This is a genomic window from Paractinoplanes aksuensis (genome assembly GCF_024137025.1).
In the GTDB taxonomy this organism is placed as follows: Bacteria; Actinomycetota; Actinomycetes; order Mycobacteriales; family Micromonosporaceae; genus Actinoplanes; species Actinoplanes aksuensis.
Genome location: NZ_JAMYJR010000006.1, coordinates 78871 through 105337, shown reverse-complemented (window position 1 = coordinate 105337; position 26467 = coordinate 78871). Strand labels below are relative to the sequence as shown.

The window sequence follows — 26467 nt, the reverse complement described above, 5'->3', positions numbered from 1 at the left end:
CCGAGCGCTCGGACCGGCTTCGGACCGGCCACTACCGCATCCGAGGCGGCCCCCGGAGCGCCCGGGACGGCGCGGGGGGGGGCCCCCCCCCCCCCCCCCGGCCCCCGCCGCGAGCCCTACGAGATCCGGATGGTGACCCGGTCGTAGCGGGTCAGGGGGAACCCGCCGTTGTCAGTGGCCTGGGCGATGACCGAGATGGTCTGCCCCGGCTGCGCGTCGGCCGGAACAGTGACCCGAGATCCGTCGACGGTCACGGTTCCGGGATACGAGCCCTCCTCGCGGTACTGCCACCAGGTCGTGGTGACCTTGTCGCGGTCCGGGTCGGAGATGTGCGCGGCCAGCTTCACCGTGGCGCCGGGGCGGACCCGGATCGTGTCCTGACCCACCACCCGGACCGACGGCGGATGGTTGCCGGCCGACCAGCGCGGCGTCAGCGTCCACCGGATGCGGGCGGCGAAGTCGTTCTGCGCGGCCGCCGCCCACCGCAGCGTGGTCAGATTGGCCACGTCGGCCCCGGTGGCGTCCTTCTCGGCCGGCACCAGCTCCCACAGGTTCGGCGAAGCCGTCACCTGGTACGCCCGTCCGCCCCAGCCGCCGATGGCCGGGTCGGCCGGGTTCTGCAGCCCCGTACGCAATAGCTGGTTGAACACGACGTTGTCGCCCTCGGACAGGAAGTCGTACTTGGCCATCGGTTTGCACCAGCCGCCCGGCGCTTTCACCGGGTCGCCGAACACGTCGAGCGGGTCACCCGGCGTGGTCTGCCCGTCGAGCCACGACCGGTACAGCGAACCCCACGGCCCGACCTGGATGTTCCGCTTGATCCAGGCGCCCGTGAAGTAGACCCGGTCGGCCGGCAGCCCGCGGACGTTCCCCTGCCCGTTGTTGTTGCAGTTGAAGCCCCACGTGGCATAGCCCGCCGACAGTTCCTCCACCTTGACGGCCGGCCAGTTCACCGAGATGTAGTTCGCGTACGTCTCGTCCTGGAACCCACTGGCCAGAATGACCGCCTTGGCCGACACCGCCGCCTTGACCGAAGCCCACTTCGGCGAGGCCGAATACCTCTCCTCGATCGACTTCAGCGCCCGGGCGATCGTGCTCGTGCCACCCCAGGCCTGCAGGTACAGCGGCCGCCGATCCTTGTCCAGCAACAGATCCCGGATCAGGTTCGACCCCGCCGTGTCGGTGGCCATCTCGCCCTCGAACGCGATGTTGCCCAGCCGCACCAACGACTTGAGCTCGGCCGGGCTCGGATAGTCCGAGTCATGCTTGCGCAGATTCGGATAAACCTTGGCGTACGCCGGGATCAGCTCGTTCTCGATGGTCGTGTTCCCGGTCCACCGCCACGACGTCTGCGGTGTCTTGTACTCGCGGTTGGGCAGGAAGAACTCCGTCCCCTTCCCGTCACCGGCCCAGTGGAACTTGCTGCTGCTGTAGATGATGCCCTTCGTGTCGAGCTCGTTCGTGTAGAGCAGATACCGCACCAGGGACGCGATGTCGTCCGATTCCATGTCGGTCGTGACGACGGTGCGCGGCTTCTCCGCGTGCGAACCGCCGGCGGACGCCGGAGCGGCGAAGGTGGTGAGAGTGGTGACGGCGGCGATGGTGATCGTTAGTGCGCGGGGAATACGCATGATGATCTCCCAATCTCGGGTCGGGCTATTCGACGGCGCCGAACAGCGCGTTCTGCACGATGCGCTGCGCGGCCATCGCGTCCTGTCGTTCCTGCGCCTCGGCCAGCGCGGCCGTGTCGAGCCGGTCGAGCGCGCGGTGGAGCCGCTTCAAGGTGTTGATCGCTGTGGTAGCCGCGTCGACGCTGTCCTCCCGGAACGGGAACTGGTCGAGCTGCCACACGCCTTCCCAGTTGTTCTTGCGCAGCGTGTGGAAGAACTCGAAGATCTCGGTCAGGTGGACCGTGCCCACGACCAGGTCGTCGTCCCAGCCGCGCAGGTTGTCGTTGACGTCCATGCCGTACAGGCGGCCGTGGTCGATGATCAGCTGGGCCGCGTCCGACGGCGACTCGCCGCCGTACAGGCTGTGCCCGAAGTCGAGCAGGATGCCCACGTTGTCCAGGCCGATCTCCTGGATGCCGAGCAGCGAACGGGCGGCCGAGTCCCAGGTCATCTTGACCCGGGGCTCGCGCGGCTTGTACTCGATCGCGAACTTGAGGTCGGGGTGCGCGCCCGCCAGTTCGCGCATCCCGTCCACGGCCAGTTTCCACAGCGTGTGGTGGTCGACCTGGAACGGGTAGTCCCAGCCGTCCTGGCCGGGCCAGATCTTGACGTAGTCGGCGCCCAGTTCGCGCACGATGCCCGCGGCCTCGTGCATCAGATCAAGAGCGACCTTGCGTACGCCGGGATCGGGGTTGGTGAACGAGCCGCGGGCGAACTTGCGCAGGTAGATCTCGGGCGTGATGCCGATGGCGGACAGCCCCTGGGCCGCGAGCGCGTCCTTGACCTCGTCGAGGCCGACGCCCGGGGTGAACGGGTAGTTCAGGTCGACCACCGACAGGTCCTCGACCTGACCGGCCAGTTCGATCGCGTCCAGCGTGGTGCGGGCCGGGCCGTAACCGTCGGACGCGTAACGGTCGACGTAGGTGGCGAAGTGCCACAGGCCGGCGCCGAAGCGGGGGTACTCGGTCATGGTGCTCAGCTCCCATGCTGTGGGGTGCGGGCCCGGGCCACCGCCGCCCGCCACGCGGAGCGCTGTGCGGCGGAGTCACCCGGCTGGGGACGGAATTCGTCGTACGAGATGGGTGGGGTGAAGCCCCCGGCCAGGAAGGCGGCGCCGAGGGCGGACAGGTTGGCGGTGCGGGCGCGCAGCACAGGCACACCCGTGAGGTCAGCTTGAATCTGCATGAGGACGTCGTTGCCGGTGGCGCCGCCGTCGGCCAGCAGCGCGTCGGCCGGGCCCATCACGTCCACGACGTCGGCCACCTGGTGGGCGATCGATTCGACAGCGGCCCGGGCCAGTTGCGCGGGTTTAGTGCCCAGCGTCAGCCCGCTGATCAGCCCGACCGCGGTGTCGTCCCACCACGGCGCGGCCAGCCCGCCGAAGCCCGGCACCAGGCACACGCCGTCGCTGGACGCGGAAGCGGCCAGGCGCCCGATCTGCTCGGGCGTGCTGCCCAGCAAGTCGGCCAGCCAGGCCACGGTCGAGCCGGAGGACCGGATGTTGCCCTCGGCTGCCAGTTCGTCATTCCATGCGACGGTCATACAAACCCCGTCGTTGGCGACGGCCCCGAGCCGCATCACCGACGAGCCGGTGCCGTAAGTGACCTTGACGCCGCCATGGACAGGACCGCCGAGTGCGCCGCCTTCTTCGGGGCCGCCGAGCGCGCCACCGCTTGCCGGGCCGCGGGGCGCCCCGGCCGCAGCACGGTCGCCGTGGGCGTACAGCGCCGCGTGCGAGTCGCCCAGCACCGCGGTGATCGGCAGGCCGGCCAGCTCTCCCCCGCGCTCGCCGATGCGCCCCAACTCGCCCGCGGACGGGGTGAGCGAGGGCAGCGCGGTCGACGGGATGCCGAACAGGTCGAGCAGCTCGGGGCTCCACGCGCCGGCCCGCACGTCCAGCAGTTGGGTGCGCGACGCGTTGCCCGACTCGATCTGGTGACTGCCGGTCAGCGCGTACAGCAGCCACGAGTCGATCGTGCCCACCACCGCGTCCGGCGCCCGGTCGAGCAGCCACCGCAGCTTGGCCGCACTGAACATCGGGTCGAGGGGCAGACCACTGATCTCCCGTACGCGGGAAGCCTGTCCCTTCTCGCGCAGGGCGTCACAAATCGGCTGGGCCCGCTGGTCCTGCCAACCCAGCACCGGCCCGGCCGGCTCCCCCGTGCGCTTGTCCCACACAAGGGCCGATTCGCGCTGGGTGCTGAAACCGACCGCGCGCACCCACTCCCTCGGCACGTCGGCCAGGCACTGCGCGGCCGCCACCAGCACGCTGTCGAGGATCTCGCCCGCGTCCTGCTCGACCCACCCCGGCCGGGGATACCGGATCGGCACGGGCGCCGACCCGGTCGCCACGACCACACCCTCGGCGTCGACCAGCAGGCACTTGGTGGAGCTGGTGCCCTGATCGATCGCCAGCACAAGATCGCCCGTCACCCGCCCCAGGCCCCGCCCTCCGCCGGCAGGCCGGTCACCGCCGACAGGCCGGTCACCGTCAGCGGGCCGGTCACGGTCAGCGGGCCGGTCGCCAGCGGGCCGGTCGCTGTCGGCGGCCGGGCTGGGGACGTCAGGCATCGGTGCGGGCCAGGCCGATCGCGGCCTGGCGGATGTCGCCGGTGGTCAGCCCGAAGTGCTCGAGCAGGAAGGCGGTGGTCCCGGTCGGCGCGAACTCCCGGTGGATGCCGAGCAGCCGCATCGGCACCGGCGCGCGCTCGGTGACCACCACCGCCGCCACCGCCGCGCCGAGGCCACCGGTCGTGGTCGCCTCCTCGGCGGTCACGATGCCCCGGGTCTCGGTCATGGCCCGGCGGATCGCGTCCTCGTCCAGCGGCGCGATCGTCGACATGTTCAGCACTCGCACGGATACTCCCTGTTCAGCGGCCTCCTCGGCTGCTTCCAGCGCGCGCGAGACCATGGTTCCGGCCGCCACCACCGTGACATCGGTGCCGTCGCGCAGTGTGGTCGCCGCGCCGAAGGTGAACGGTCGGTCACCGGTCACCGCGGGCACCTTGAACCGGCCCACGCGCAGGAAGGCGGGCCGATTCGCATGGGCCGCCCACCGCACCGCCGAGCGGGTCTCGGCCGGGTCGGCCGGCACGACGACGTCGAGCCCGGCGATCGCCCGCAGCCACGACAGGTCCTCGATCGAGTGGTGAGTCGGGCCCAGTTCCCCGTACGCCATGCCGGGGCTCATCCCGCACAGCACCACCGGCGACTGGCTGTAGGCCACGTCGGCCTTGATCTGCTCCAGCGCCCGCCCGGTCAGGAACGGCGACGCGCCGCACACGAACGGGATGTACCCGCTGAGCGCCAGCCCGGCCCCGACGCCGACCATGTCCTGCTCGGCGATGCCGACGTTGATCAGGCGGTCCGGGAACTCCTGCTGGAACTTGACCAGGTTGCTGGAGCCGACCGAGTCGTTGCACACGGCCACGATCCGCTCGTCCTCGCGGGCCAGAGCGCTCAGTTCCTCGGCAAAAGCGACGCGGCAATCGAACGTTTCACTCGGAGAAGTGACGGGCGCGCTCATCGGGCCAGCTCCGCGGAAGCGGTGACGATCTGCTCGGCCGACGGCACCTTGTGGTGCCACTCCACGCGGTCTTCCATGAAGGAGACGCCTCTTCCCTTGATCGTGTTGGCGATGACGCAGGTCGGCCGGTCGCCGCGCGGGGCCGTGAACGCCTCGTGCAGCGCGAGGTGGTCGTGCCCGTCGACCTCGAGGACGTCCCAGCCGAAGGCCCGGAACTTGTCGTCCAGCGGGTCGAGGGTGTTCGTCTCCTCGGTGCGGGCGCCCTGCTGCAGACGGTTGCGGTCGACGATCGCCGTGAGGTTCGACAGGCGGCGGTGCCCGGCGGTCATGGCGGCCTCCCAGTTGCTGCCCTCCTGCAGCTCACCGTCGCCGAGCACCACGTAGACGTGGCGCGCCGACGCGGAGAGCCGGCCGGCCACGGCCATACCGACGGAGACCGGCAGGCCGTGCCCGAGCGGGCCGGTGTTGGTCTCGACGCCGGGCACCTTGACCCGGTTGGGGTGGCCGTTCAGGGCCGACAACGGCCCGGCGAACGTGTCGAGCTCGGCCGTCGGGAAGAAGCCGGCCGCGGCCAGCGTCGCGTACAGGGCCCCGGCAGTATGCCCCTTGCTGAGCACGAACCGGTCCCGGTCGGCCCACTCCGGCTTCTCGGGGTCGACCCGAAGCACGCTGAAGAACAGGGTCGTGAGGATGTCGAGGACGGACATGTCGCCGCCCACGTGGCCCAGGCCGGCCCGGCCGATCATGTGCAGGTCAGCGGTTCGGGACTGGTTGGCGCGCTCCCGCAGCATCTCGCGGCGGCGCTCGGGACCGGCATCGGTGAACTCCTGCCGGAACCGGCGCCAGTCGGCGGCGGTACCAGGGTCGGCGACCAGCATGGGTGTGCCTTTCTTTACGGTGGTGAAGGGGCGGGCCAGGCGAGGGGCCCGCCCCGAAAAGAAGGTCAGGAGCCGGCGACGGCGAAGTCCTTGACCGTGTCGGCGTTGTCGGCGTTGACAAGCACGCAGTCGATCGACTGCTTCTCGGGCTGGTCGGTCTTGCCGCCGGCCTTGATGTAGGCGTCGGCCTGATCGACCGCCATCTGCGCGATCTTGCTGGCCGGCTGCAGGACGGTGGCCTTGATGGCCTTCTTCTGGATCGACGAGACGACGTCGGGGCTGCCGTCGAAGCCGACGACGATGATGTCCTTCTTGGCCGCCTGCACCGCGGCGTACGCCCCGAGGGCCATGGTGTCGTTGCCGGCGATGATGCCCTTGATGTTCGGGTGGGCCTGCAGGATCGTCTGGGTCTTCTGCAGCGCCTCGGCCTGGTCCCAGTTGGCGCTCTGCTGGGCCACCATCTTGAGGTCCGGGTACTGGTCGAGGATGCCGTGGTAGCCCTTCGAGCGGACCCCGGCGTTGGTGTCGGTCGGCTTGCCGAGCAGCTCGGCGTACTCGCCCTTGTTGCCCATCAGCTTCGCGAACTCCTGGCCGCCGAGCCCGGCGCCCTGGGCGTTGTTGCTGACGATCTGGGCCACCGCGACCCCGGTCTTGTTGATCTCACGGTCGATCAGGAAGGTCGGGATGTTGGCGTCCTTGGCCCGCTGGATCGCGGTCACCGAGGCGTCCGCACCGGCGTTGTCCAGGATGATGGCGGCCGCCTTGCGGCTGATCGCCGTGTCGAACTGCTGGCTCTGCTTGGTCGGGTCGTCGTCGTGGCTGAGCACCAGCGTCTCGTAGCCGAGGCTCTTGGCCTGGGCGGCCGCGGCGTCCTGCTCGGCCTTGAAGAACACGTTGTCGGGCGACGGCGTGATGATCACGATCAGCTTCGAGGCGGCCGGGGCCGCGCTCGAGCCGCCGGACGAGGACGCGTCGTCGTCGCCACCACCGCAGGCGGCCAGGGCGAGGACGGAAGCGGCGCCGACGGCGATGAATGCTCTGCGGGAGGGGAGGTATTTCATGGTGGATCCCTTCACATGCGACGGGGTGAGAAAGGGTTACGCGGTGCGCCGAGTCAGGCTCGACTGCAGGCGCTGCTGGGCCTGCTCGGTGATGACGGCGAAGATGATGACGGCGCCCTTGACCACGGACTGCCAGAAGGTGGAGACCCCGACCAGCACCAGGCCGTCGCTGAGGAAGCCGATGACGAAGGCGCCCATGACGGTGCCGATGATCGTGCCGCGACCGCCGGCCAGCGCGGTGCCGCCGAGCACCGCGGCCGCGATGGCGTTCAGCTCGTACGTCGTGGCCGTGTCGGGATAGGCCGCGCCCAGCTCCGAGGTGAGCAGCAGGCCGGCCAGGGCGGCACAGGCGCCCGAGATGACGTACACGGCAATCTTGACGCGGTTGACCCGGATGCCGGACAGCACCGCGGCGCGCTCGTTGCCGCCGACCGCGAAGATGTGCTTGCCGAACGGCGTCTTGGTGGTGACGACGATGGCGACGGCCGCGACGACGACCATGATCCAGACGGCGACCGGGATGCCCAGGATGCTGTCGACCCCGATGAAGCCGAAACCGGTGTTGCCGCGGGCTTCGGTGCCGCCCAGGTCGGGGTAGGTGCCGCCGTTGCTGTGGAGCTGGGCCGCGCCGCGGGCCACGTAGAGCATGCCGAGCGTGGCGATGAACGGCGCCACCCGGAAGCGCGTGATCAGCAGGCCGTTGACCGCGCCGACCAGGGCCCCGACCACGATGCCGATGAGGATGACGACGGCGACCGAGAAGAACACCGTACCGCCGGGGAAGTTCAGGCCTTTGAACAGCAACCCGCCGGCCACCATGCTGGACAGCCCGGCGATCGACCCCACCGACAGGTCGATACCGCCGGTGAGGATGACGAACGTGACCCCGATGGCCAGGATCGCGTTGATGGCCACGTGCTTGGTCATCAGGATCAGGTTGCTCTGCGTCAGGTACTCCGACGAGATCGAGCTGAAGATGATGATCAGCACCACGAGCACGACCAGGGTGCGCCCGCGCAGCAGGAGCAGCGCGGCCCGGGCCAGCGCGGTGTTGCCGCGCTCCTCCGGTTGCGGCGCCGACGCCGTGGGGGCCGGGGCGGCGACGTGCGTGTCGGTCATGAGTGGCCCTCCAGGACACTTTCGGATGCGGAAGCGGCGACGAGCGCCTCCTCGGTGACGTTCTCGGCGGTGAACTCGGCGGTGATGCGGCCGCGGGCCATCACCAGCACCCGGTCGGCCATGGCCATGACCTCGGCCAGCTCGGACGAGATGAACAGCACGCCGAAGCCCTGGGCGGCCAGCTCGGCCATCAGCCCGGCGATCTGCGACTTGGCCCCGACGTCGATGCCGCGGGTCGGCTCGTCCAGCAGCAGCACGACCGGCTCGGTGAGCAGGGCCCGGGCCAGGACGACCTTCTGCTGGTTGCCGCCGCTGAGCGCGGTGACCAGGGCGCCCAGGCCGGGGATCTTGATGGCCAGCTCGCTGACCTTGGTCTTGGCCGTCCGCTGTTCGGCCGCGCCGTTCAGCAACCCGCTCCGGGTCATGCGGGCCAGGGTGGCCAGCAGGATGTTCTCCCGTACGGACATGGTCTGCACGAGCCCGTCGCGCTGGCGGTCCTCGGGCACCAGGGCCAGCCCGGCGGCCATGCGCGCCTGCACGGTTCCCTTGGGCTCGCGTTTACCGCGCACGGACACCTCGCCGGCGCCGGCCTGACGCATGCCCATCAGCGTCTCGACCAGTTCTGTGCGCCCGGCCCCCATCAGCCCGTAGATGCCGACGACCTCGCCCGCGCTGACGGTGAGCGAGACGTCGTCCACCTTGACCGTGCCCGGCACCGTCAGGCCACGGACGTCGAGCAGCACGTCCCCGACCGGCGAGCTGTTGCGCACGTACAGCGAATCGGGGTCACGCCCGACCATCTGCCGCACGATCCAGCCCGTGTCGGTCTTGCTCATCGACTCGTGCGCGACCAGGCTGCCGTCGCGGAACACGGTGACCCAGTCGCCGATGCGGCGGAACTCGTCGAGCTTGTGCGAGATGTAGATGACCGTGACGTCCTGCTGCCGCAGATCGGCCATCACCTCGAACAGCACGTCGACCTCGTGGTTGGACAGGGCCGAGGTCGGCTCGTCCATGATCAGCACCCGCACGTCCTCGAGCAGCGCCCGGCCGATCTCGACCAGCTGCTGCTGCCCGATCGGCAGGTCGCCGACCAGCGTGTCGGGGTCGATCCGGTCCTGGCCGAGCCGCTTCAGCACCTCGCGGGCCCGGCGCCGCTGACCGCCGGCGTCGACGAACGTGCTGCCCTTGCGCATCTCACGCCCCGCGAACAGGTTCTCGGCGATCGACATGTTCGGGAACAGGCTCAGTTCCTGGTGGATGATCCCGATGCCCCGCTCCTGGGCCGCGCGCGGGCTGCCGAGCTGCACCGGTTCGCCGTCGAGCCGGATCTCGCCGCTGGTCGGCTGCTCGGACCCGGACAGGATCTTCATCAGCGTCGACTTGCCGGCGCCGTTCTCGCCCACCAGCACGTTGACCTGGCCGCGGTAGGCGGTGAAAGTGACGTCCTTCAGTGCCCGTACGCCGCCGTAGTTCTTGCTGATGTTGTGCGCTTCCAGCATCTCGGCCATCACTTGACCGCCAGCTCGGTCGGCACCAGGAAGATCGTGCCCGGCGACAGGGCCGAGAACGCGCCGTAGAAGTCGACCGTCTTGCCCTTCAGGCTGTCGCGGTCGACCTTGGCGATCACCTCGGTCTTGGCCTTCGTGTTGATCTGGTTCGCGACCTCGGCGTAGTCGATCTGGTTGGTGAAGTCGCCGAACGCGATGAACTTGACGGCGTCGCGGATCGCGGTGCCGGCGATGACCGGCCCGGTCGCGATGGTGACCTTGACCGGCTTGCCCCCGGCCACCGGGACCTCGACGGTGACCGGCCCGGTCGGGACGGAGGTGTCGACGTCGGTGACCTTGCCCGAACCCTTGACCATGAAGGCGAACGGGCTGCCGGTGCCGGTCCGGTTGCCGTACTGCTGGCCGGCCGCCACGGGGTCGTCGGCGATCGCCGCGGCCACCGTGGTCACGTCGACGGCGTTGTCGTGCACGGTCGGCACGATCTTCTGCGTCCAGTTGTTCTCGACGTACGTCGCGGGATCGGTCGCCGACGCCTCGGCGGCCACCTGCCCGTCCTTCTCGTAGACGTAGACGCCCGGAATCTTGGAGCAGGCCGTCACCGCCGAGGCCAGCGCGGCCGCGGTCGCCGCGGCGAGCAGTCGGCGTGTGATCACCGTCATGTTGAATATCCATTCATAGGCGATTGGGCATGCCCACACTGTGAATGCTGGATGTCGTTCTTGTCAACGGGTCGTTCCCCTCTCGCTTCTTGCCGCAATTTCCTCGTGACATCGACGCACTTGACGGCGCCGTTCGACCTCGCCGGCATCGTCTCCTCGATGCGGACGGCGACAAGCTGTCGTACCGCTGGTGGCAGTACACCGACGCCGGCACGTACCCGGGCTCCGTGGCGGTCACCGGCGGGTCCACGGCCTCGTTCCGGGTGCCGGCCGACGCCGTACGCGGGCAGACGATCCACCTGATCTTCGAGGTCACCGACGACGGCGCGCCCGCGCTGAAGCACTACCAGCGGGTCATCGTCACGGTGAAGTAGGGCCGTTCGCTCGGCCACTCCGGCTGAACGGACGCAGGCTGAATGGATATTCTCCTGCGCAGGACGCACACGGGAGGACCGGAGTGGCAGAGCGTTACCCGGCGGCACGCGCAGCCGCCCTGGACGAGGTCGCCACTGACCAGATCCGGTTACTGACCAAGGTGGCCCGCATGTACCACGAGCGGGGCATGCGGCAGCCTCAGATCGCCGCGCAGCTGCACATCTCGCAGCCGCGCGTCTCCCGCCTGCTCAAACGGGCGGTCGAACTCGGCATCGTGCGGACGACGGTCATCGCTCCCCGGGGCGTCTACGCCGAGCTCGAGGAACAGATCGAGCGGCAGTACGGCGTCACCGAGGTGATCGTGGCCGACACCGACGACCACGCCGACGAGAGCCACGTGATGCGCGCGCTGGGCGCCGCCGCCGCGGTCTACCTGGAGACGACCCTGATGGGCGGCGAGCGCATCGGCGTCTCGTCGTGGAGCTCGACCATCCTGGCCACCGTCGAGGCCATGCACCCGCGGCCGACCCAGGTCGCCGACCAGGTGGTCCAGATGCTGGGCGGCGTGGGCAACGTGACCGCCCAGACCCAGGCCACCCGCATCACCGGCCGCCTGTCGGCCCTGACCGGCGCCCAAGCGGTGTATCTGCAGGCCCCCGGACTGCTGGCGTCCGGCGACATGCGCCAGATGTTCGTCACCGACCCCAACATCGAGCCGGTCCTGCGCGCCTGCGAAGACCTGACGATGGCCCTGGTCGGCGTGGGCAGCATCGAGCCCAGCCCCTTGCTGCGCGAGAGCGGAAACGCCTTCGCCGAGAGCGAGCTACCGGGCCTACGCCAGGCCGGTGCGGTAGGCGACGTCTGCATGCGCTTCTTCGACCAGGCCGGCGACCACATCGAATCCTCGTTCGACGACCGGGTGCTGGGAATCGGCGCCGAGACCCTGCGAGAGATCCCCCGCCGCGTAGCCGTAGCCGGCGGCCTGCGCAAAAGCACAGCCATCAAGGCCGCACTACGCGGCGGCTGGGTCAACGTCCTCATCACCGACCTGCAGGTGGCCCGTAGCCTGACCGATCAGGGCAAGTAGCGAACCTCGGGGAACGCGCGGCTGGGCCCTTCCATCAGCCGCTGCCGCCGCCCCCGCAGATGCAGATCAAAGAACGCCAACGGGTACGCCTGCTGAATGCGAACGGCCCGCGCCGGGTCCAGCGTGCCGCACCAGTCGAGCAGTTCCTCGTCACTGAGCCCGCTGATCCGAGCGATCTGCGGAACAAGCCACTGCTGATCGTTGTACGACCCGTGCGCCGCCCCCACGGCGTGCACGTTGAGCCGCCACCCCCGCAGCAACTGCCAGAACTCTTCGACACTGGGCTCCACGTCCCGCGGAAACGCAGCACTCATCACCATGAACGGCCGAGAAAGCCCCGCTACCGGCGGTTGCGACTGCATCTCCCCGTCGAACGCGATGCCCGCCCGCACCCGCCGATCGGTATTCATGACCAGCGCTGTAGAGGTGGCCCCCTTGGACCACCCGAACATCCCCACACGGCTCAGGTCGAGCGCGGCGCCCAACCCCACCGGAAGCGGGCGACGCTCAGCATCCGGGTTACGCCCCGCCGCGAGAACCTCGAGCTTGTCGAGCAACACCCGCATGTCGTGCGCCGAGTCCCACGGGTTGAAGAGGTCAGCATCCGGCAGCCCGACCCGCCCATCCGGGAAGAGCGTGTACCCGTCCCCCGTGTGATCCACGGTGGCCACCACATACCCGTGGCTGACCAGCTCCTGCACCACAATGGTGGTCTCGGACCGACACGTGTCGTTCCCATGCGAATAGAGCACTACCGGCCGCCGCCCCTTCAACACAGGCGCACCGTCCCGCGCCGCCGTCAGAGGTGCCGCCACCGCACCCGCATCAAACCCCACCGCGTCCACCAAAGCCCGCCACGGCGCATCAGGCATCCAGGCCGCGACCCGACCCCCACCCCGCCCCGCCGGATACCAGACGGTGGCCATCAGGTCCCGCCCCCCACCAACAAGATGCAGCTCAACATTGCCAACGGCATGAGGCCCGGTCGGCTTGGGCAGCGTGAGCCGCACCCGGCTGGCCCAGGCTGGATCGGCCATGGGCAAAGCCGCGCCGGCAGCGAGCGCAGCAGTAAGCAAATGGCGCCGGGACAGTGCAGTGGTCATGAATCCTCCATGTGTCTAGCCTGCCAATAGGTTTCCACAGCAAACTACTTGGCGCTAGCGCACCACCGGAGATTCGGTCGCGCTGGGACGGTTGGGGCCGAGGGTGGCCACGCTGGGCTGAAAAGCAGCTACGCCCTGCGTGGCCCTCGGCCCCAACCTCGCGGAGTTCCAACTCACCCTGACGTTGTGGTCGGCGCTTCTCTGATCGCAGGGCTGAGCCGAGGAAGCCCGAGCCGGGTCGGCGGTCAGGCTTCCGCGCTGTGGACGAAGCCAAGACTTCCCTCACCCAGGCCAGCCTGAGTGGTGGGGCGCGCGTGCGCACCCTGCCGGTAGCGCTTGTAGCTTGGCTGATCTCCCCGGGGCGGCATCCAAGCCCCATCGTGAGATGAGGGGATCCGCAACCGGGGTGTGGTTGCGGATCCCCTCATCTTGCGATTCGCTCCTGGGTGTCGCCCCGGGGAGATCAGCCAAGCCCCCGCAGTAGGCCCTTCCTGATCTTCTCGAGCGGCCGGGGATTGGGGCGGAGCCCCAAGGTCTTACCCCACCCTCGAAGCAACCCGGGCAACATCACTCGCCCCTCCGCGCCGCAGCTCCGCCCAGGCCTGAAAGGACCTAGGTTGCCGAGATGTCCAGCGCCGCGAATCGGCTGAGCAGGTCGTCGATCCACTCGTCCGGCGCCCGCCCGTCCGGTAACGGGACGCCGGCCTCAGTCCGCCACGCCATATCACCGACCACGGTGCGCAGGTGCCAGGCCATAACTCGATCGAGGCTCACCGGTGTTGCGGTCAACGCCTCGTAATCGGAGACGACGGCGAGGAACATCTCGACCCCGCAATCGGCGGGCAAGCAGCGCAGGTCGTACTCCGGCTCTCCCACGCCGACCGTCTCCAGGTCCACGACCAGACGCAGCCGGTTGGACCGCCACACATGGTTGTCGCCGTGGAAGTCGCCATGCACCAACGCCGTACGGCCGGGGATTGTCAGCACTTGGTCGGCCCATTCGGACCATGGCCGCAGGCGGTTCCACCACCGGCCCGGCGGCACGTTCTCGGTCCGCTTCGGCAATGGGCCCAACAGCGCCGATACCGTACGCAGAACGGCTGGATCGTGCAGGGCCGCCAGCACACCGGCCAGGTCGCGGGCGGCCGCGGCCGGGTCGACCTGGTGTCGTACTTGGAAGAAGGGCCGGCCCGGCACCCGCCGCAGGACCACCATGGCCGGCGACTCGGAGGCCGCGACCACCTCGGGTAACGGAATCGCCGGGGCGGCACCGCGCAGCGCATCCAGCACGCGCGCCCGGTAGCAGACCCGTTCGGCCGCTTCCTCCGACCACGCGAACTTCACCACGAACCGCTCGTCGACCATCGCGCTGGCCGCACACCAGCGTGGGTCCTCGCTCGGCACCAGCCCGCGCGGCACGATCACGCCGTCGGCGAGCGCGGGCGCCACCACCCGAAGCCCCTCCCGCAGGGCCGTCACCGTCGGCTCACCCAGCCAAGACCTCGTCACGCTCCCAGCATGACGGTCCGGGCTAGCATGACGTCCACATGCTCACGATCCGCGACGTCGTCGTCATCACGCTGGCCGCCCTGCCGTTGGCCGTACTGACGGTATGGATTCTCGCCAGCCGTCGGAACGATCCTCTGAGGTGGCGGCGGTCACTGGGCGAAGTGGGCATCGTCTACGGCACAGTGCCCTGGGTCTGGATGATCCTGCTGCCGAACGGCGGATCGAACGGTGATCGGCGGCGGGTCAACCTGGTGCCGCTGCACGACCTGGTCGAGGTGGTCGCGGCCGGCCCGTTCACGGCGACGGTGCAGATCGTCGGCAACCTGCTCGTGTTCGCGGCCCTGGGCTTCTTCGCCCCGATCCGGTTCGCGTGGCTGGCGTCGCTGCCGCGCATTCTGGCTCTGGCCACGACCGGCTCGATCCTGGTCGAGACCGCGCAGTACGTCCTGCGCCTGGACCGGGTCTCGTCGGTGGACGACGTATTGCTCAATGCCGGCGGCGCCGTCCTGGCCGCCGTCGCCTCACGCCGTTGGTGGCGCACTGGCACGCCGAGCCCGGACAGGGTCGAGACTTCGCCGGGCTGAGGTGCGGTGTGGGCCAGGATCGGGGTGACCTGCGCGGCGCATCACCGAGGTGTACGTGCGCAGCTTCGCGGTGGATTTGTCACCAGACCCCTGTTCGCGCCGGGCCGGCTCCACCGAACTCGTCTCGATGAGACTCGTGCCATCCCCTGACGCCGCTGGGCCGTCGACGACCCCGTCGGTGAGCCCGGCGTGCAGGAGCGTTGCCACAGCATCCGGTCGTCCGGATAGATGCCGAGCCAGGTGAGAAAAGGCGGGCCGTCGCGGCCACTTCGCTACGAAGTTGCCGGTTGGTCCGGCCTGCCGCGGTGTTCGGCCCGCCGCGCCTCGTACCAGGTGGCGCCGACCGGTTCGCCGGCCATGTTCCAGCTCCATGAGATCCGGGGCGTGATGCGCAGGAAGAGTCCGGGGCCGATCAGGCCGACCCGCTCGACCGGGCCGTCGGCGTCGCCGTACACGCGGATCCCCCGGGCGATGAACGGATCGAACGACACCATGTCGTCGACGACCAGCGCGACCCGGGGCCGGCCGGATCGGACGTTGACGAACTTACGGGTCGTCAGGACGGCTTCACCCGATCCGCCGACCCAGAAGACCGTCCCGTCGAACTCGAACGCGACCGGCATGACGTCGGGTTGACCCTCCGGCCCGGCGGTCGCCAACCGTGCCAAAGGCTGGGATCGCAGGTAGGCGACCTCTTCATCGGTGAACGACATGACGCCTCCCGCTCTCGAAACGCCGGCTGGGCCGAGCGATCAGTCTCGCACGCGGAACGCGGGATCCGGCCATCAGCGCGCTTTGGCGGTGCGGTCCGGCACTGCATCAAGCAGCCAGCTTGCCGATTCGAGGCGGTCGGCGCCGGCCGTCCGGCTACCGGGTAGCGGGGGGTCGAAGCGCCTCGGTCACAGCTCGCCCCAGGTCTGGCCGCTGATGCAGGTACATGCTCCCGGCGAAGGGCGGATCCAGCCTCGTGAGGTCGAGTGCGGCGTCGCGCAGCACTTCGAACGCCGCCGGGTCGCCGGCCAGGCCCGGGGCCAGAGCGGCACAGACCCGTACGCCCAATTCGGGGTCATCGAGCCAAGGCCGTGTCACACCGCCCAGCTCGCCGAGCCCGACGACCATCGAAGCCCGGTGGTGCGGTGCTCCGTGGCGGGCCTCGCGAGCATGGTAGGCGATCATCTCGTCGCGGTGGCGGCGCAGCTCCGGGTGTCCGACCAGCGAGGCGGCGGCGCTGGCCGCGGCCGCCCGCACGTTGTCCGGATGGTGCGGGGCGAGCAGCACCGAAACGGCTTCGAAGCAGTGGGGCAGGAAGTCGACGCAGTCCACCCGAGCCGCAGCGAGCAGGATCCGCCCGGGCTCGTCGGAATCGGTCCATTCGAGGATCGACCGCTCGGTCCGCAGATATTCGTCGAGCCACGCGGTGACAGCCGGCTCGTCGCGCCGAGCTGCCACGCGGCGGGCATCGTTCAGATCGGCGCCCGCCGAAGCAGCCCCGGACACGGCCGGCTGGTCGCCCGGATCGGGGCCCGCCAATGCTGCGCGGCTCACGTCCCGCAGCCACGAAAGGACGGCCGGGAGCAACGACTGGTCAGCGCCGCCGAAGTCATCCGCGGTCACGGCTTCGGTCAGGTATCGAAGGCCCAGCACTGTGGCCGGGGTGATCCGTCCGCCGCGGTACAAGGCGGACCACAGGAAGACGTATGGCTGTTGCCACCAGATCGCGTCGGGATGCTCCTCGATATGCGCCTCCTCGACGCCACGCCGGAGCACCTCGAGCAGAACGTCGCCACCCCGCGCCGGGCCGTAGGCGTGAAAGGCCCGATCCCACTCGTCAGGACGCGGCGCGGTCATGGTGACGCGACTCGTTGCCGGAGTCGCCGGGCCGCGAAACTCGGCCGTCAGGATGCGGCGCGGTCATGGTGGGGGGTCTCGATGTAGGCGCGGTTGTGGTAGACGAGGTGGCCGGTCGGCGGGCCCAGCAGGACGTCGTCGATCTGGAGGATGACCAGGGTGGACGTGCCGACCGGGACGCGGTCGAGGGGTACGCCGCGCAGTGAGGCTAGGGCGGTGGTCAGCACCGGTTCGCCGGTGGGCAGGTAGTCCCAGCCCTGGTCGGGGGTGAATCGGGGGCCGCCACCGGCCGCGAACGCCTCGGCCAGGGCCACGGCGCCGGGGCCGAGCAGGTTGACCACCAAGCTGGGCGCCTCGAGGATCGCGCGGGCCGACGACGACGCCATCACCGAGAACGACAGGGCGGGCGGGTCGGCCGACACCGAGGCCACGCTGGACGCGGTCAGCCCGACCGGCCCGGCCGCGGTGATCACGGCCACGCCGGTGGGGTAACGGCGGAACGCCGCCTTGAACTGATCGGCGACGCCGGTACGAACACTGGGGAGCACCTCACGACCCTAGAACGTGAAGCTGACTTCAAGTCAAGGTGTGCAGCAGGGTGATGATCAGCAGCGCGGGCACGCAGGCCAGCGTCGACAGGAAGATCGCGTCGCGGGCGAGGATCTGGGCGGTGCCGAAGCTCTGGGCGTACAGGAAGATGTTCTGGGCGGTCGGCAGGGCCGCCATGATCGTCACCGCGTACGCCTGGGCGGGCGGCAGCCGCAGGGCCAGCGCCAGCAGGAACGCGAGCGCGGGCATGATCACGGTCTTGAGGACGACCGCCGCGACGATCGGGCGGCGGTCGGGGCCGGCCTCGAGCACCCGGCGTCCCGAGAGCGACATACCGAAGACCAGAAGTACGACGGGTACGGCGGCCTGGCCGATGGCCGTGATCGGCTCGGCCAGCACGCTCGGCAACTCGATTCCGGTCACCGCGACCAGCACGCCCAACGCCACCGCCACGGTCAGTGGCACGCGGAAGGGAGCAGTCAGCGACGTACGCCAGGACGCGTGACCGGTGGTGACGAACTGCAGAACCGTCAGCGCGACCGGCGTGATGATCAGCAACTGCAGCAGGACGATGGGCACGACCAACGCGGTGTCGCGCAGCACATAGGTCGCGACCGGCACCCCGATGTACGTGGCATTGGTATACCCGGCGGCCAGCGCCCCCACGATGCGCGTACCGGTGTCGCGGCCCCGGGTCGTCAACGCGTGCAGCCCGAAACAGAGCAGGGCCGCCGCCGTCGACACGATCAGCGGTCGTGAGAGCAGCGCCCCCGGATCGGAGGCGGCGGCCCCGCTGAAGATCAGGCAGGGCGTCAGCACCACGAACGCGAGCCGCCCGCCCACCGCCTGCGTCTCGGCGGGCAGCACGTCCGACCGTCCGACAATCCAACCGACCAGCACGATCACGCCGATGACAGCGAAGCCGGACAGCGCCGAGATCATGACCCCGGGCGGCTGCGGCCTGTCTCAGAACGGCGGTCCGTTCGTACCTCGATCATGAACAGGCGTCAGGGCCGGGTCGCTTTGAGTTCCTGCTCGATCGCGCTCACCAGCTGGGCGTCGTCGGGCGTGACACCCGGCGCGAAGCGACCCGCGACCTCGCCCGTACGGGAAATCAGGAACTTCTCGAAGTTCCACTGCACGTCCTGGTCACCGCCGAGGGTGGCGTAGAGCGGGTGGCGGTCGGGACCGAGGACGGCGATCTTCGAGAACATCGGGAACTCGACGCCGTACGTGCTGCGGCAGAACTCGGCGATCTCGTCGTCGCGGCCCGGCTCCTGGCCGGCGAAGTCGTTGGCCGGGAAGCCGAGGACGGAGAAGCCCTGGTCACGGTACTGCTCGTGCAGCTTCTCGAGCCCGTCGTACTGCGGGGTGAGACCGCACTTGGACGCGACGTTCGCCACCAGCAGCACCTGCCCGGCGTAGTCGCCGAGCGAGCTCGTCCCACCGGAAATGGTCGTCAGCGGAATGTCCTGGATCGCCGTCATCGCTTCTCCGCTCCTTCGGTCTGAACCCGCATGACCGGGCTCCACTCGATGCTCGGCCGGATTCCCGGCCGCATCGACCGGTTGTTGTCTTTCCATCGGCCCGGCCGACAATATCCGCCAGCCACCGGTCGCAGCGCGTCGGCGGCCATTTTGCCGCAGCAACCGACCACCAGCCGCAACGCAACAGCCGCTACCTACCGCAGCAACCGGCCACCGGCCGGTTGCTGCGGTCATCCGCGACAGACCACTGCCAGCCGCAGTGGGCCAGCAACCGAACGACAATCGCGCCGGCCGCGACACGTTGACTACCGGTCGGCGTTTGCCCGGCCGGGCGCGGGCCGGGCGAAGACGTCCGCAAGCCGGGGCGAGGGCAGTCGCGGTGGACGCCAAACCGACTACCGGTTCGGGTGCCACGGTACATCCGCGCTGGCTGGGGTACTGGGCGAGGGTGACCGACCTGGATCTGCCCCTCGCGCTCGACGACCCGGCCGCGCCGCACAGCGCCAGCGGCGAGCGCGTGCCCACGCACGATCTGAGCGATGTCGCGCCGCCCGCCCGGCCGGCCCGGCAGTGGTTCCCGAAGCGGGTCGTGGCCACCCCGCCCGCGTACGACCATCCGCACGGCCGCCGCATCATGGCGCGGATCGAGGCCTACGGGATCGAGGTCGAACGGCTTCCGTCAGCCCGGCTGACCGGGGTCCGGGGCGAGAACGACCGCCAGACGTACGCGCGGGCCAAGTCGACGCTGGCGATCGTGGTCAGCCCGCCGTCGCGCCGCCGGCTGCAACCGATTGCACCCAGCGCGGACTGGCGTTTCGACCTGGCCGAGGGCTGCCCCGCGCACTGCCAGTACTGCTATCTAGCCGGCTCGTTGTCGGGCCCGCCGGTCACCCGCGTGTACGCCGACCTCGACGACATTCTCGACAACCTTTCCGCGTACGAAGGGAAGGGGACCATCACGTCCCGCCGTGTCGCCCGACGCGACGAGGGCACAACGTTCGAGGCGTCCTGCTACACCGATCCGCTCGCGCTGGAGCATCTGACCGGCAGCTGGCGCCGGGCGGTCGAGCATTTCGGGGCCTGGGACGCGCCCGTGCAGCTGCGCTGGACGACCAAGTTCGGCGACGTGGACGGCTTTGTCGGACTGTCACACAACGGGCGCACGCGGGTGCGGTTCAGCGTCAACTGCCTGCCGGTCACCACCCGGATGGAGGGTGGCACGAGTCCCCTGGCCGAGCGCCTGGCGGCCCTGCGGAAGCTGGCGCTCGGCGGGTATCCGGTCGGCCTGACGATCGCGCCCATCATGACGGTCGACAATTGGCGCGACCACTACGGCGAGCTGCTCGCTGCGGTGGCGGCCGCGGTCGACGGCGTGCCCGATCTGGATCTGACGGCCGAGTTGATCACGCATCGCTTCACCCCGGGCAGCAAAGAGGTGCTGCTCGGCTGGTACCCCCGCACCCGGCTCGAGATGGACGAGGAATCCCGCACCCGCAAGCACGGCAAGTTCGGCGCCGTGAAGTACGTCTACCCGGCCGGCATCATGGCCGAGCTGCGCGGCTGGTTCGAGCACGAGATCGCGGCCCAACTGCCGGCGTGCCGGATCCTGTACTGGACGTAGCCCCACGGGTGGCATGCCCGCCAGACACCCGGCGACATGACCGTCAGACAAGCAGGCTGCACGATCGTCAGACAAAGGGGCAGCGGCTCGGGCAGCGCAGCGGCGGCGGCAGCGGGCGGTGCGATCGTCAGACAAACGGACTGCGTGATTGTCAGACAACCGGCGGTGCGATCGTCGGACAACGGGCCATAAGGCGGTCGGACGCGCAGCGGCATCCCGCGCCACTCGGGGTGCGGGATGCCGGGAAACTGCGGGTCAGCAGGCGTTACTCGCGGCGTGGCGTGTCGGGGCCGCTGGGGCCGGGGACGTCGCCGGGCAGGCCGGAGTCGTCCGGGTGGTGCTCGGGAATCCGCCCGGGCTGGGGCTTCTCGCCGCGCTCGGGCAGATCGGTGAGGTCGATCGGGCGTTCGAAATCGGGCTGCTCGTTCGATTGGCGGGAACTCATGTCAGCCTCCTTCGTCTACCAGCGCTGATACCCGCTCAGCGCCAGGCCATGCGATGCAAACACTGCAAACGCTTGCATTCGGTATTCACGCCTTTCTATCCTCGCAGAGGTAAGCGCTTTCCTGCATACGAATCGCCGCGTGGGTGGCTGGTCTGCGGCCCGGACGGTCGCGGACCCTGGGGGAACGGTTCGTACTGGCAGAGCCCGGTATGCGACAAGGAGCGAACCCATGAGACGGACAGCCAAACGTGCCCTGGCGGCGCTGGCGACGGGAGCCGCCGGCGCGGCCATCGTCATCGCGCTACCACTCCACCAGGCCAGCGCGGCCGCGGTCGGCACGGCCGACGGGTACGCCAGCAGCAACGGCGGCACGACCGGCGGCAACGGCGGATCCACCGTACGAGCCACCACCGGCACCCAGATCCACCAGGCCCTCTGCGGGCGGGCCAGCAGCAGTACCCCGATCACGATCGAGGTCTCCGGCACGATCAACCACGGAAACACGACCAAGGTGTCGGGCAACAGCTGCAACACGGCGGCCGACAAGATCGAGCTCAAGGAGATCAGCAACGTCACGATCATCGGGGTCGGCAGCGGCGCGGTCTTCGACCAGCTCGGCATCCACATCCGGGACTCGAGCAACATCATCATCCAGAACGTGACAGTGCGGAACGTCAAGAAGTCGGGCTCCCCCACCTCCAACGGCGGTGACGCCATCGGCATGGAGAGCACGGTCCGCAACGTCTGGGTCGACCACGTGACGCTCGAGGCGAGCGGCGGCGAGTCGGAGGGTTACGACGGCCTGTTCGACATGAAGGACAACACGCAGTACGTCACCTTGTCGTACAGCATCCTGCGGAACTCGGGCCGCGGCGGGCTCATCGGCTCGAGCGAGAGCGACACGAGCAACGGCTTCGTCACGTTCCACCACAACCGCTACGAGAACATCGATTCCCGTACGCCGTTGCTGCGCGGCGGTATCGCGCACATCTACAACAACTACTACTACCAACTGCACGAGTCGGGCATCAACTCGCGCGCCGGTGCCCGGGCCAAGGTCGAGAACAACTATTTCGAGGACTCCAAGGACGTGCTCGGCACGTTCTACACCGACGCGGCCGGCTACTGGCAGGTCGCGGGCAACGTGCTCGACAACGTGACCTGGTCGAGCCCCGGCAGCGACAACAAGCCGGCCGGCCCGAACCTGACCTCGACCACCAGCGTCAGCGTCCCCTACTCGTACCGTCTGGACGGTGGCTCCTGCACCCCGGACGTGGTGCGGCAGACCGCGGGCGCCAACACCGGCATTCGTACGTCGACCGGTAGTTGCTCGACGACCGGCCCGCAGCCGACCACGCCGAACCCCACGACGCCCAACCCGACCACACCCAACCCGACCACGCCCCCGCCGACCACGCCCAGCGGCACGAACCTGAGCCTGTCCGGCGGCGCTGACGGTTCGAGCAAGGCCAGCGGTACGAGCTACGGCAACGTCAAGGACGGCAGCCTCAGCACCTACTGGTCGCCGAGCAGCGCGACCGGTTCCATCTCCATCAAGTGGAGCGCCGCCACCACGGTCGGCCGCATCAACATCCGCGAGTCCTCCGGCGGCGGCTCGATCAGCGCCTACCGGGTCCTCAACGCCGACACCGGCGCAGTGCTCAAGACCGGCAGCGGCTCCGGCGTCATCAGCTTCACGGCGACCTCCCTGAAGAAGGTCACCTTCGAGATCACCGGCGCCGGCGCGGCGCCGCGCATCGCCGAATTCGAAACGTACGCGTCCTAGCGGCCAAACGTGCACCCTCGGCCGACCCGGGGGTGCACGCGGCGATTGACCATGCCATCAGGGCAGCGCACACGCGTTGCAGGCGCACGATTCCGGCCGACTGCGATACACACGAACTGGTCGCGGGAGTACGCGCATGCTCGCCAGTTGCGAGCACAGACGAGCCCAACCGACCCAGTCCCTGCGCCCTCGATGGCCGAGAGGTACGCGCCCGAAGATGGGGCGCGTGAGCCCCGGACGGCCGAGACAGGCATGCGCCGTACTGCGGAGGCGTGTCTGTCCTAGGCGGCCGTGGTGGTTGCCGCCTTCGTCGCCGAGTATTCGGTGACGAAGGCGGTGACCTGGCGGCAGAAGGCCCCGGGCGCTTGTCCCGAGTACGAGACCTGACCGGCCTCGACCTCGACGACGGCCGCACCCGCCTGACCCTCCACCTGGGCCTCGCCCTGACCGACCTGCTACTCACCGCGCCGGACTGATCGGCCGCCACCGCCAAGCCGCCACTCGACCCGAACGCCAAGCGATTATCGACCGGGCGATCGGGTGGTGGCCGCTGCCGCTACAGGTGCCGCTGCCGACGCCGGTTGCCGGCGAGCGGCCCGCGATCAGCGATCGGCCGCTGCCGGCTGCCCTGGCCGTGCTGCTACCGATGCCGGCTGCCCACTCCCGGGTTCGGGTCCGGGTCCGGACCCGGGTCCGGCAATCGATTGGCGATTGCGGGGCTGGGCCGGGTGGCGTGAAACCGGTTGCCCGGGGTGGCGGGGCGTGTTGAGGTGCCGGTATGGAGTGGGTCAAGGAGTTCTATTCGCGGACCGGGACCTGGTGGGGGCCGGCCGAGGCCAAGGTCGGCGATCGAGACCATGAGCGTGCGGCCAAGGTGCGCGCGCATGTGGGTGACGGGCCGTTGCGGGTCTTGGAACTCGGGTCGGGCTACGGGACCACGGCGGCGGTGCTGGCGGCGGACGGGCACACCGTCACTGCCGTCGAGCTCACTGATCGGGTGCGGTTTCAGACGCCTGCGGAGCGGCTCACCGTCGTCAATGAGGACTTTTACACCGTACGGCTGGGGAAGGAATTTGACGTTGTTTGTTACTTCAACGGCTTCGGGGTGGGTAGCGACGCCGACCAGCGGCGGCTTCTGGCCCGGATCGCCGGTGAGTGGCTGCGGCCCGGCGGCACCGCGCTGATCGACGTGAGTAATCCGTTCGTCTGGCAGTCGTGGCACGGCGACGAGGAGCATCGCCGACCCGACCCCGAGCAGGGATACGCGTACGAGCTGCGTGAGCGCACCACGTTCGACCAGGTGACGTGCACGGCCACCGACACGTGGTGGCCGGTCGACCAGCCGGATGAGGCGATCAGCCAGAGGTTGCGCTGCTACTCACCGGCCGACCTGACCCTGCTGCTCGAAGGCACCGGCCTGAAGCTGGCCGGGATCGATCCGGCCGAGCTCCGGACGGAACACGAGTACCTGGCAGTGCTGCGGCCGGCCACTCCGTAGCCGCGAGGCGGCCGGTTATTCGGCGGCCAGGACCTTTTCCAGTGCGGCGGCCACCGTGGCCGCTTCCGTCTTGGTCATGCGGGATGTGAACAGGCGCTCGATCGCGGCCAGATAGGTCGGTGCGGCGGCGCGCAGGCGTTTGCGGCCGGCGTCGGTGATCACCGCGTACGCCGAGCGTTTGTCGTCGGGGTTGGTTTCCCGGATCACCAGGCCGGCTGCGACCAGCTGGTCGACGACGCGGCTGGCGCGAGTGCGGCTGACCACCGCCACATCTCCCAGTTCGGTCATGCTGAGCCGGCGGCCGGGGGCCGAATTGAGCTCGAGCAGCACGTCGTACCAGGTCAGCGGCAAGCCACAGGCAGCCTGCAACTCTTTGTCCATGTGTGGGACCAGTGCCGCGTGCACGCGCAGCAGGGCCGCCCACGCGGCCGTGTCGGTGTCGCCCATCACCCCAGCCTAGCCAACTCTTGTGCGTGCGCACGCATCAGCGTAACAATGTGCGTGCGCACGCATTCTCCGAGAAGGGCTCCCGTCATGCACAAGGTCCTGCACCTCTCCGCCTCGCCTCGCGGTCCGCAGTCCGAGTCGCTGGCCATCGCGGCCACGTTCCTCGACACGCTGCGCGAGGTCTCCCCGGAAACACCGATCGACGAGTACGACCTGTGGGACGGCACCCTGCCCGCCTTCGGGCCCGACGCGGCCGCGGCCAAGATGGCGGTCTTCGCCGGGGAGGAACCTCAGGGCGCGGCGGCCCAGGCGTGGCAGGCCGCGATCGACACGTTCCGCCGGTTCGACTCCTACGACCGGTACGTGCTGAGCGTGCCGATGTGGAATGCCGGGGTTCCGTACATCCTCAAGCAGTTCATCGACGTCGTGAGCCAGCCCGGCCTGGTCTTCGGCTTCGACCCTGTCGCCGGCTACCGCGGCCTGTTGCGGGGCAAGCGCGCCGCCGTGATCTACACGAGCGCGGTCTACGGGCCGGAGCGGGGCCCGGCCTTCGGCGCCGACTTCCAGGCCCCGTACCTCGAAGAGTGGTTGCGGTGGGCCGGCGTCGAGGACATCCGCAGCATCCACTTCCGGCCCAACCTGGCCACCGCCGACGCCGACACCGGCCGTCGCCGGGCCCACGCCGAGGCCCGCGACGCGGCCAAACTGTTCCTGCCGGGCGACGCCCGCGGGTGACCGCGACCAGGTGGTGCGTCTTGGTCAAGGGCTGACCGCCCGTGAGTCGCTGAGCCGCCAGACCACTTCCTCCCGCCAGTCGCCGAACAGGTCGCCCGACAGGGCCGGGGTGGCCTTGGTGGTGTTGTTGGAGCTGACCCCGGACGCAGTGAGCAGCCGGGTGTCCCCACCCGTGCCGTACTTGTCGATGCGGGTCTGGTCGAGCAGTTCGCGCACCGGGTCGCCGTCCCACCGGATCAGGAAGTTGGTCGACGACGGCTTGCGGCCTACGTTCTGGCCACTGGTGTTCGACAAACCGTCCACTGAGGACGACCAGGCTTCGGCGCCGGCGCTGCCCGCGTAGATGTCGCCGGCGACGCCGCGGCCGTTGTCGCAGCCGCACGAGGCGTGGGTCCAGATCCGGGCGCCGGTGCGGGCGGCGAGCATCGCGTCGGTCGGCTGCGAGGTGCTCTCGGAAGGGCGGTAGACCTCGAGCCCGGCCCGCGACGGGATCAGATCGCCGACGTGCAGCGAGTCGCCGTGACCGAGGCCGGACCGCCACAGCAGGCTGCCGTTGTCGTCGATCGCGGCCGCCCCGTACATGATCTCGTCCCGGCCGTCGCCGTCCGCGTCGGCGATCGAGGCGTCGTCGGCCGAGTAGGTGTAGGCCATCCCGTCCGGCGTCGTCCCACCCGCCGGCACCTGCATGCGCACGTCGAGGTCGCCGTTGGCGAAGCTCAACGAGGCCGGTGAGTCACCCTGCTCGGCGCCGTCGACAACCGCCCTCACCGTGTACGAAGCATTGGCCGCCGCGCCCGGGTCGAGGTAATTGGTCGAAGCCGTGATGGGCGTGCTGTTCAGCTTCGTCCCGGCGCGGTACACATTGAAGCCGATGCCCTGGGCCTCGGTGCCCAGCAGTCGCCACGACACGAGGTTGTTGCTGCCCGACCGCACGCTGACCAGCCCGCGGTCCAGGTCTTCCATCTGCCG

The 26467-nt window shown here is 69.6% G+C and carries 27 protein-coding genes; 8 read left to right on the top strand and 19 right to left on the bottom strand.

Features of this window, described 5'->3' with window-relative positions:
• Nucleotides 1-116 precede the first annotated feature (116 nt).
• From M1L60_RS08075 to M1L60_RS08035, 9 genes are all read right to left on the bottom strand, one after another.
• Nucleotides 117-1631: a DUF1593 domain-containing protein gene (locus M1L60_RS08075; protein ID WP_253236689.1), complete on the bottom strand. Its 1515-nt coding sequence runs from the start codon at nucleotides 1629-1631 to the stop codon at nucleotides 117-119.
• A 25-nt stretch (nucleotides 1632-1656) separates the two neighbouring features.
• Nucleotides 1657-2640, bottom strand: coding sequence for a TIM barrel protein (locus M1L60_RS08070; RefSeq protein WP_253236688.1), 984 nt, complete (start codon nucleotides 2638-2640; stop codon nucleotides 1657-1659).
• 5 nt (nucleotides 2641-2645) lie between these two features.
• Entirely contained in the window at nucleotides 2646-4103 is a 1458-nt protein-coding gene (locus M1L60_RS08065; protein WP_253236687.1) for an FGGY family carbohydrate kinase, read from the bottom strand.
• Nucleotides 4104-4233: 130 nt separating this feature from the next.
• Nucleotides 4234-5196, bottom strand: a complete 963-nt coding sequence (locus tag M1L60_RS08060) for a transketolase family protein (RefSeq protein WP_253236686.1) — start codon at nucleotides 5194-5196, stop codon at nucleotides 4234-4236.
• Nucleotides 5193-6074: a transketolase gene (locus M1L60_RS08055; protein ID WP_253236685.1), complete on the bottom strand. Its 882-nt coding sequence runs from the start codon at nucleotides 6072-6074 to the stop codon at nucleotides 5193-5195. The genes M1L60_RS08060 and M1L60_RS08055 overlap by 4 nt, the downstream gene beginning before the upstream one ends.
• 65 nt (nucleotides 6075-6139) lie before the next feature.
• The gene (locus M1L60_RS08050) at nucleotides 6140-7135 is read right to left on the bottom strand and encodes a D-ribose ABC transporter substrate-binding protein (RefSeq protein WP_253236684.1); all 996 of its coding nucleotides are present in this window, start codon (nucleotides 7133-7135) and stop codon (nucleotides 6140-6142) included.
• Nucleotides 7136-7171: 36 nt separating this feature from the next.
• On the bottom strand, nucleotides 7172-8254 hold the full coding sequence (locus M1L60_RS08045; protein WP_253236683.1) for an ABC transporter permease: 1083 nt from the start codon (nucleotides 8252-8254) through the stop codon (nucleotides 7172-7174).
• Entirely contained in the window at nucleotides 8251-9765 is a 1515-nt protein-coding gene (locus M1L60_RS08040) for a sugar ABC transporter ATP-binding protein (RefSeq protein WP_253236682.1), read from the bottom strand. Before M1L60_RS08040 ends, M1L60_RS08045 begins: the two co-directional genes overlap by 4 nt.
• Nucleotides 9765-10424 carry a DUF2291 family protein gene (locus M1L60_RS08035; RefSeq protein WP_253236681.1) on the bottom strand — a complete coding sequence of 220 codons (660 nt, stop codon included), beginning with the start codon at nucleotides 10422-10424 and terminating at the stop codon, nucleotides 9765-9767. The genes M1L60_RS08040 and M1L60_RS08035 overlap by 1 nt, the downstream gene beginning before the upstream one ends.
• Nucleotides 10425-10513: 89 nt before the next feature.
• On the opposite strand from M1L60_RS08035, the gene M1L60_RS08030 reads away from it, so the two are divergent.
• Together M1L60_RS08030 and M1L60_RS08025 are read left to right on the top strand one after the other, a co-directional pair.
• Nucleotides 10514-10798 carry a hypothetical protein gene (locus tag M1L60_RS08030; RefSeq protein WP_253236680.1) on the top strand — a complete coding sequence of 95 codons (285 nt, stop codon included), beginning with the start codon at nucleotides 10514-10516 and terminating at the stop codon, nucleotides 10796-10798.
• A gap of 83 nt (nucleotides 10799-10881) precedes the next feature.
• Nucleotides 10882-11886 carry a sugar-binding transcriptional regulator gene (locus tag M1L60_RS08025; protein ID WP_253236679.1) on the top strand — a complete coding sequence of 335 codons (1005 nt, stop codon included), beginning with the start codon at nucleotides 10882-10884 and terminating at the stop codon, nucleotides 11884-11886.
• Here the strand turns inward: M1L60_RS08025 and M1L60_RS08020 are convergent.
• Both M1L60_RS08020 and M1L60_RS08015 read right to left on the bottom strand, forming a co-directional pair.
• Entirely contained in the window at nucleotides 11874-12989 is a 1116-nt protein-coding gene (locus tag M1L60_RS08020) for an alpha/beta hydrolase family protein (RefSeq protein ID WP_253236678.1), read from the bottom strand. The two genes, M1L60_RS08025 and M1L60_RS08020, sit on opposite strands and share 13 nt — an antisense overlap.
• A gap of 612 nt (nucleotides 12990-13601) precedes the next feature.
• Nucleotides 13602-14498 carry a phosphotransferase family protein gene (locus tag M1L60_RS08015; RefSeq protein ID WP_253236677.1) on the bottom strand — a complete coding sequence of 299 codons (897 nt, stop codon included), beginning with the start codon at nucleotides 14496-14498 and terminating at the stop codon, nucleotides 13602-13604.
• A 38-nt stretch (nucleotides 14499-14536) separates the two neighbouring features.
• Here M1L60_RS08015 and M1L60_RS08010 point away from each other — a divergent pair, with 38 nt between their 5' ends.
• A complete protein-coding gene (locus M1L60_RS08010; protein ID WP_253236676.1) occupies nucleotides 14537-15082 on the top strand; it encodes a VanZ family protein in 546 nt (181 codons plus the stop codon).
• Nucleotides 15083-15354: 272 nt separating this feature from the next.
• On the opposite strand, the gene M1L60_RS08005 is transcribed toward M1L60_RS08010, so the two are convergent.
• The 5 genes from M1L60_RS08005 to M1L60_RS07985 form a co-directional block, all read right to left on the bottom strand.
• Complete coding sequence (locus tag M1L60_RS08005; RefSeq protein WP_253236675.1) at nucleotides 15355-15795, bottom strand: PPOX class F420-dependent oxidoreductase; 441 nt, start codon at nucleotides 15793-15795, stop codon at nucleotides 15355-15357.
• Between the two features lie 154 nt (nucleotides 15796-15949).
• Nucleotides 15950-16930: a hypothetical protein gene (locus M1L60_RS08000; RefSeq protein WP_253236674.1), complete on the bottom strand. Its 981-nt coding sequence runs from the start codon at nucleotides 16928-16930 to the stop codon at nucleotides 15950-15952.
• Nucleotides 16931-16977: 47 nt separating this feature from the next.
• Nucleotides 16978-17478: a flavin reductase family protein gene (locus M1L60_RS07995; RefSeq protein ID WP_253236673.1), complete on the bottom strand. Its 501-nt coding sequence runs from the start codon at nucleotides 17476-17478 to the stop codon at nucleotides 16978-16980.
• Nucleotides 17479-17506: 28 nt separating this feature from the next.
• Nucleotides 17507-18421 carry an AEC family transporter gene (locus tag M1L60_RS07990; protein WP_253236672.1) on the bottom strand — a complete coding sequence of 305 codons (915 nt, stop codon included), beginning with the start codon at nucleotides 18419-18421 and terminating at the stop codon, nucleotides 17507-17509.
• Between the two features lie 65 nt (nucleotides 18422-18486).
• Nucleotides 18487-18966: a glutathione peroxidase gene (locus M1L60_RS07985; RefSeq protein WP_253236671.1), complete on the bottom strand. Its 480-nt coding sequence runs from the start codon at nucleotides 18964-18966 to the stop codon at nucleotides 18487-18489.
• 448 nt (nucleotides 18967-19414) lie between these two features.
• Here M1L60_RS07985 and M1L60_RS07980 point away from each other — a divergent pair, with 448 nt between their 5' ends.
• On the top strand, nucleotides 19415-20587 hold the full coding sequence (locus M1L60_RS07980; RefSeq protein WP_253236670.1) for a spore photoproduct lyase family protein: 1173 nt from the start codon (nucleotides 19415-19417) through the stop codon (nucleotides 20585-20587).
• Between the two features lie 265 nt (nucleotides 20588-20852).
• On the opposite strand, the gene M1L60_RS07975 is transcribed toward M1L60_RS07980, so the two are convergent.
• Entirely contained in the window at nucleotides 20853-21032 is a 180-nt protein-coding gene (locus M1L60_RS07975) for a hypothetical protein (protein ID WP_253236669.1), read from the bottom strand.
• A gap of 229 nt (nucleotides 21033-21261) precedes the next feature.
• Between M1L60_RS07975 and M1L60_RS07970 the strand changes: the two genes are divergently transcribed.
• The 3 genes from M1L60_RS07970 (at nucleotide 21262) to M1L60_RS07965 (ending at nucleotide 24316) form a co-directional block, all read left to right on the top strand.
• Nucleotides 21262-22818 (top strand): pectate lyase family protein, encoded by a 1557-nt coding sequence (locus M1L60_RS07970; RefSeq protein WP_253236668.1) that lies wholly within the window; start codon nucleotides 21262-21264, stop codon nucleotides 22816-22818.
• Between the two features lie 365 nt (nucleotides 22819-23183).
• Complete coding sequence (locus M1L60_RS48235; RefSeq protein ID WP_369077215.1) at nucleotides 23184-23294, top strand: hypothetical protein; 111 nt, start codon at nucleotides 23184-23186, stop codon at nucleotides 23292-23294.
• 302 nt (nucleotides 23295-23596) lie between these two features.
• Nucleotides 23597-24316 (top strand): class I SAM-dependent methyltransferase, encoded by a 720-nt coding sequence (locus M1L60_RS07965; RefSeq protein ID WP_253236667.1) that lies wholly within the window; start codon nucleotides 23597-23599, stop codon nucleotides 24314-24316.
• 15 nt (nucleotides 24317-24331) lie between these two features.
• Here the strand turns inward: M1L60_RS07965 and M1L60_RS07960 are convergent, their stop codons facing one another.
• A complete protein-coding gene (locus tag M1L60_RS07960) occupies nucleotides 24332-24763 on the bottom strand; it encodes a MarR family winged helix-turn-helix transcriptional regulator (protein ID WP_253236666.1) in 432 nt (143 codons plus the stop codon).
• Nucleotides 24764-24850: 87 nt separating this feature from the next.
• Here M1L60_RS07960 and M1L60_RS07955 point away from each other — a divergent pair, with 87 nt between their 5' ends.
• Entirely contained in the window at nucleotides 24851-25498 is a 648-nt protein-coding gene (locus tag M1L60_RS07955) for an FMN-dependent NADH-azoreductase (RefSeq protein WP_253236665.1), read from the top strand.
• A 24-nt stretch (nucleotides 25499-25522) separates the two neighbouring features.
• On the opposite strand, the gene M1L60_RS07950 is transcribed toward M1L60_RS07955, so the two are convergent.
• Nucleotides 25523-26461, bottom strand: a complete 939-nt coding sequence (locus M1L60_RS07950) for a rhamnogalacturonan lyase family protein (protein WP_253236664.1) — start codon at nucleotides 26459-26461, stop codon at nucleotides 25523-25525.
• Between the last annotated feature and the right edge of the window lie 6 nt (nucleotides 26462-26467).

Bases quoted from the DNA above. Each gene is read 5' to 3' on its own strand.
- M1L60_RS08075 (WP_253236689.1), bottom strand. From the start codon at position 1,631: ATGCGTATTCCCCGCGCACTAACGATCACCATCGCCGCCGTCACCACT.
- M1L60_RS08070 (WP_253236688.1), bottom strand. From the start codon at position 2,640: ATGACCGAGTACCCCCGCTTCGGCGCCGGCCTGTGGCACTTCGCCACC.
- M1L60_RS08060 (WP_253236686.1), bottom strand. From the start codon at position 5,196: ATGAGCGCGCCCGTCACTTCTCCGAGTGAAACGTTCGATTGCCGCGTC.
- M1L60_RS08055 (WP_253236685.1), bottom strand. From the start codon at position 6,074: ATGCTGGTCGCCGACCCTGGTACCGCCGCCGACTGGCGCCGGTTCCGG.
- M1L60_RS08050 (WP_253236684.1), bottom strand. From the start codon at position 7,135: ATGAAATACCTCCCCTCCCGCAGAGCATTCATCGCCGTCGGCGCCGCT.
- M1L60_RS08045 (WP_253236683.1), bottom strand. From the start codon at position 8,254: ATGACCGACACGCACGTCGCCGCCCCGGCCCCCACGGCGTCGGCGCCG.
- M1L60_RS08040 (WP_253236682.1), bottom strand. From the start codon at position 9,765: ATGGCCGAGATGCTGGAAGCGCACAACATCAGCAAGAACTACGGCGGC.
- M1L60_RS08035 (WP_253236681.1), bottom strand. From the start codon at position 10,424: ATGACGGTGATCACACGCCGACTGCTCGCCGCGGCGACCGCGGCCGCG.
- M1L60_RS08020 (WP_253236678.1), bottom strand. From the start codon at position 12,989: ATGACCACTGCACTGTCCCGGCGCCATTTGCTTACTGCTGCGCTCGCT.
- M1L60_RS08010 (WP_253236676.1), top strand. From the start codon at position 14,537: ATGCTCACGATCCGCGACGTCGTCGTCATCACGCTGGCCGCCCTGCCG.
- M1L60_RS08005 (WP_253236675.1), bottom strand. From the start codon at position 15,795: ATGTCGTTCACCGATGAAGAGGTCGCCTACCTGCGATCCCAGCCTTTG.
- M1L60_RS08000 (WP_253236674.1), bottom strand. From the start codon at position 16,930: ATGACCGCGCCGCGTCCTGACGAGTGGGATCGGGCCTTTCACGCCTAC.
- M1L60_RS07990 (WP_253236672.1), bottom strand. From the start codon at position 18,421: ATGATCTCGGCGCTGTCCGGCTTCGCTGTCATCGGCGTGATCGTGCTG.
- M1L60_RS07985 (WP_253236671.1), bottom strand. From the start codon at position 18,966: ATGACGGCGATCCAGGACATTCCGCTGACGACCATTTCCGGTGGGACG.
- M1L60_RS07975 (WP_253236669.1), bottom strand. From the start codon at position 21,032: ATGAGTTCCCGCCAATCGAACGAGCAGCCCGATTTCGAACGCCCGATC.
- M1L60_RS07970 (WP_253236668.1), top strand. From the start codon at position 21,262: ATGAGACGGACAGCCAAACGTGCCCTGGCGGCGCTGGCGACGGGAGCC.
- M1L60_RS07965 (WP_253236667.1), top strand. From the start codon at position 23,597: ATGGAGTGGGTCAAGGAGTTCTATTCGCGGACCGGGACCTGGTGGGGG.
- M1L60_RS07960 (WP_253236666.1), bottom strand. From the start codon at position 24,763: ATGGGCGACACCGACACGGCCGCGTGGGCGGCCCTGCTGCGCGTGCAC.
- M1L60_RS07955 (WP_253236665.1), top strand. From the start codon at position 24,851: ATGCACAAGGTCCTGCACCTCTCCGCCTCGCCTCGCGGTCCGCAGTCC.
- M1L60_RS07950 (WP_253236664.1), bottom strand. From the start codon at position 26,461: ATGGAAGACCTGGACCGCGGGCTGGTCAGCGTGCGGTCGGGCAGCAAC.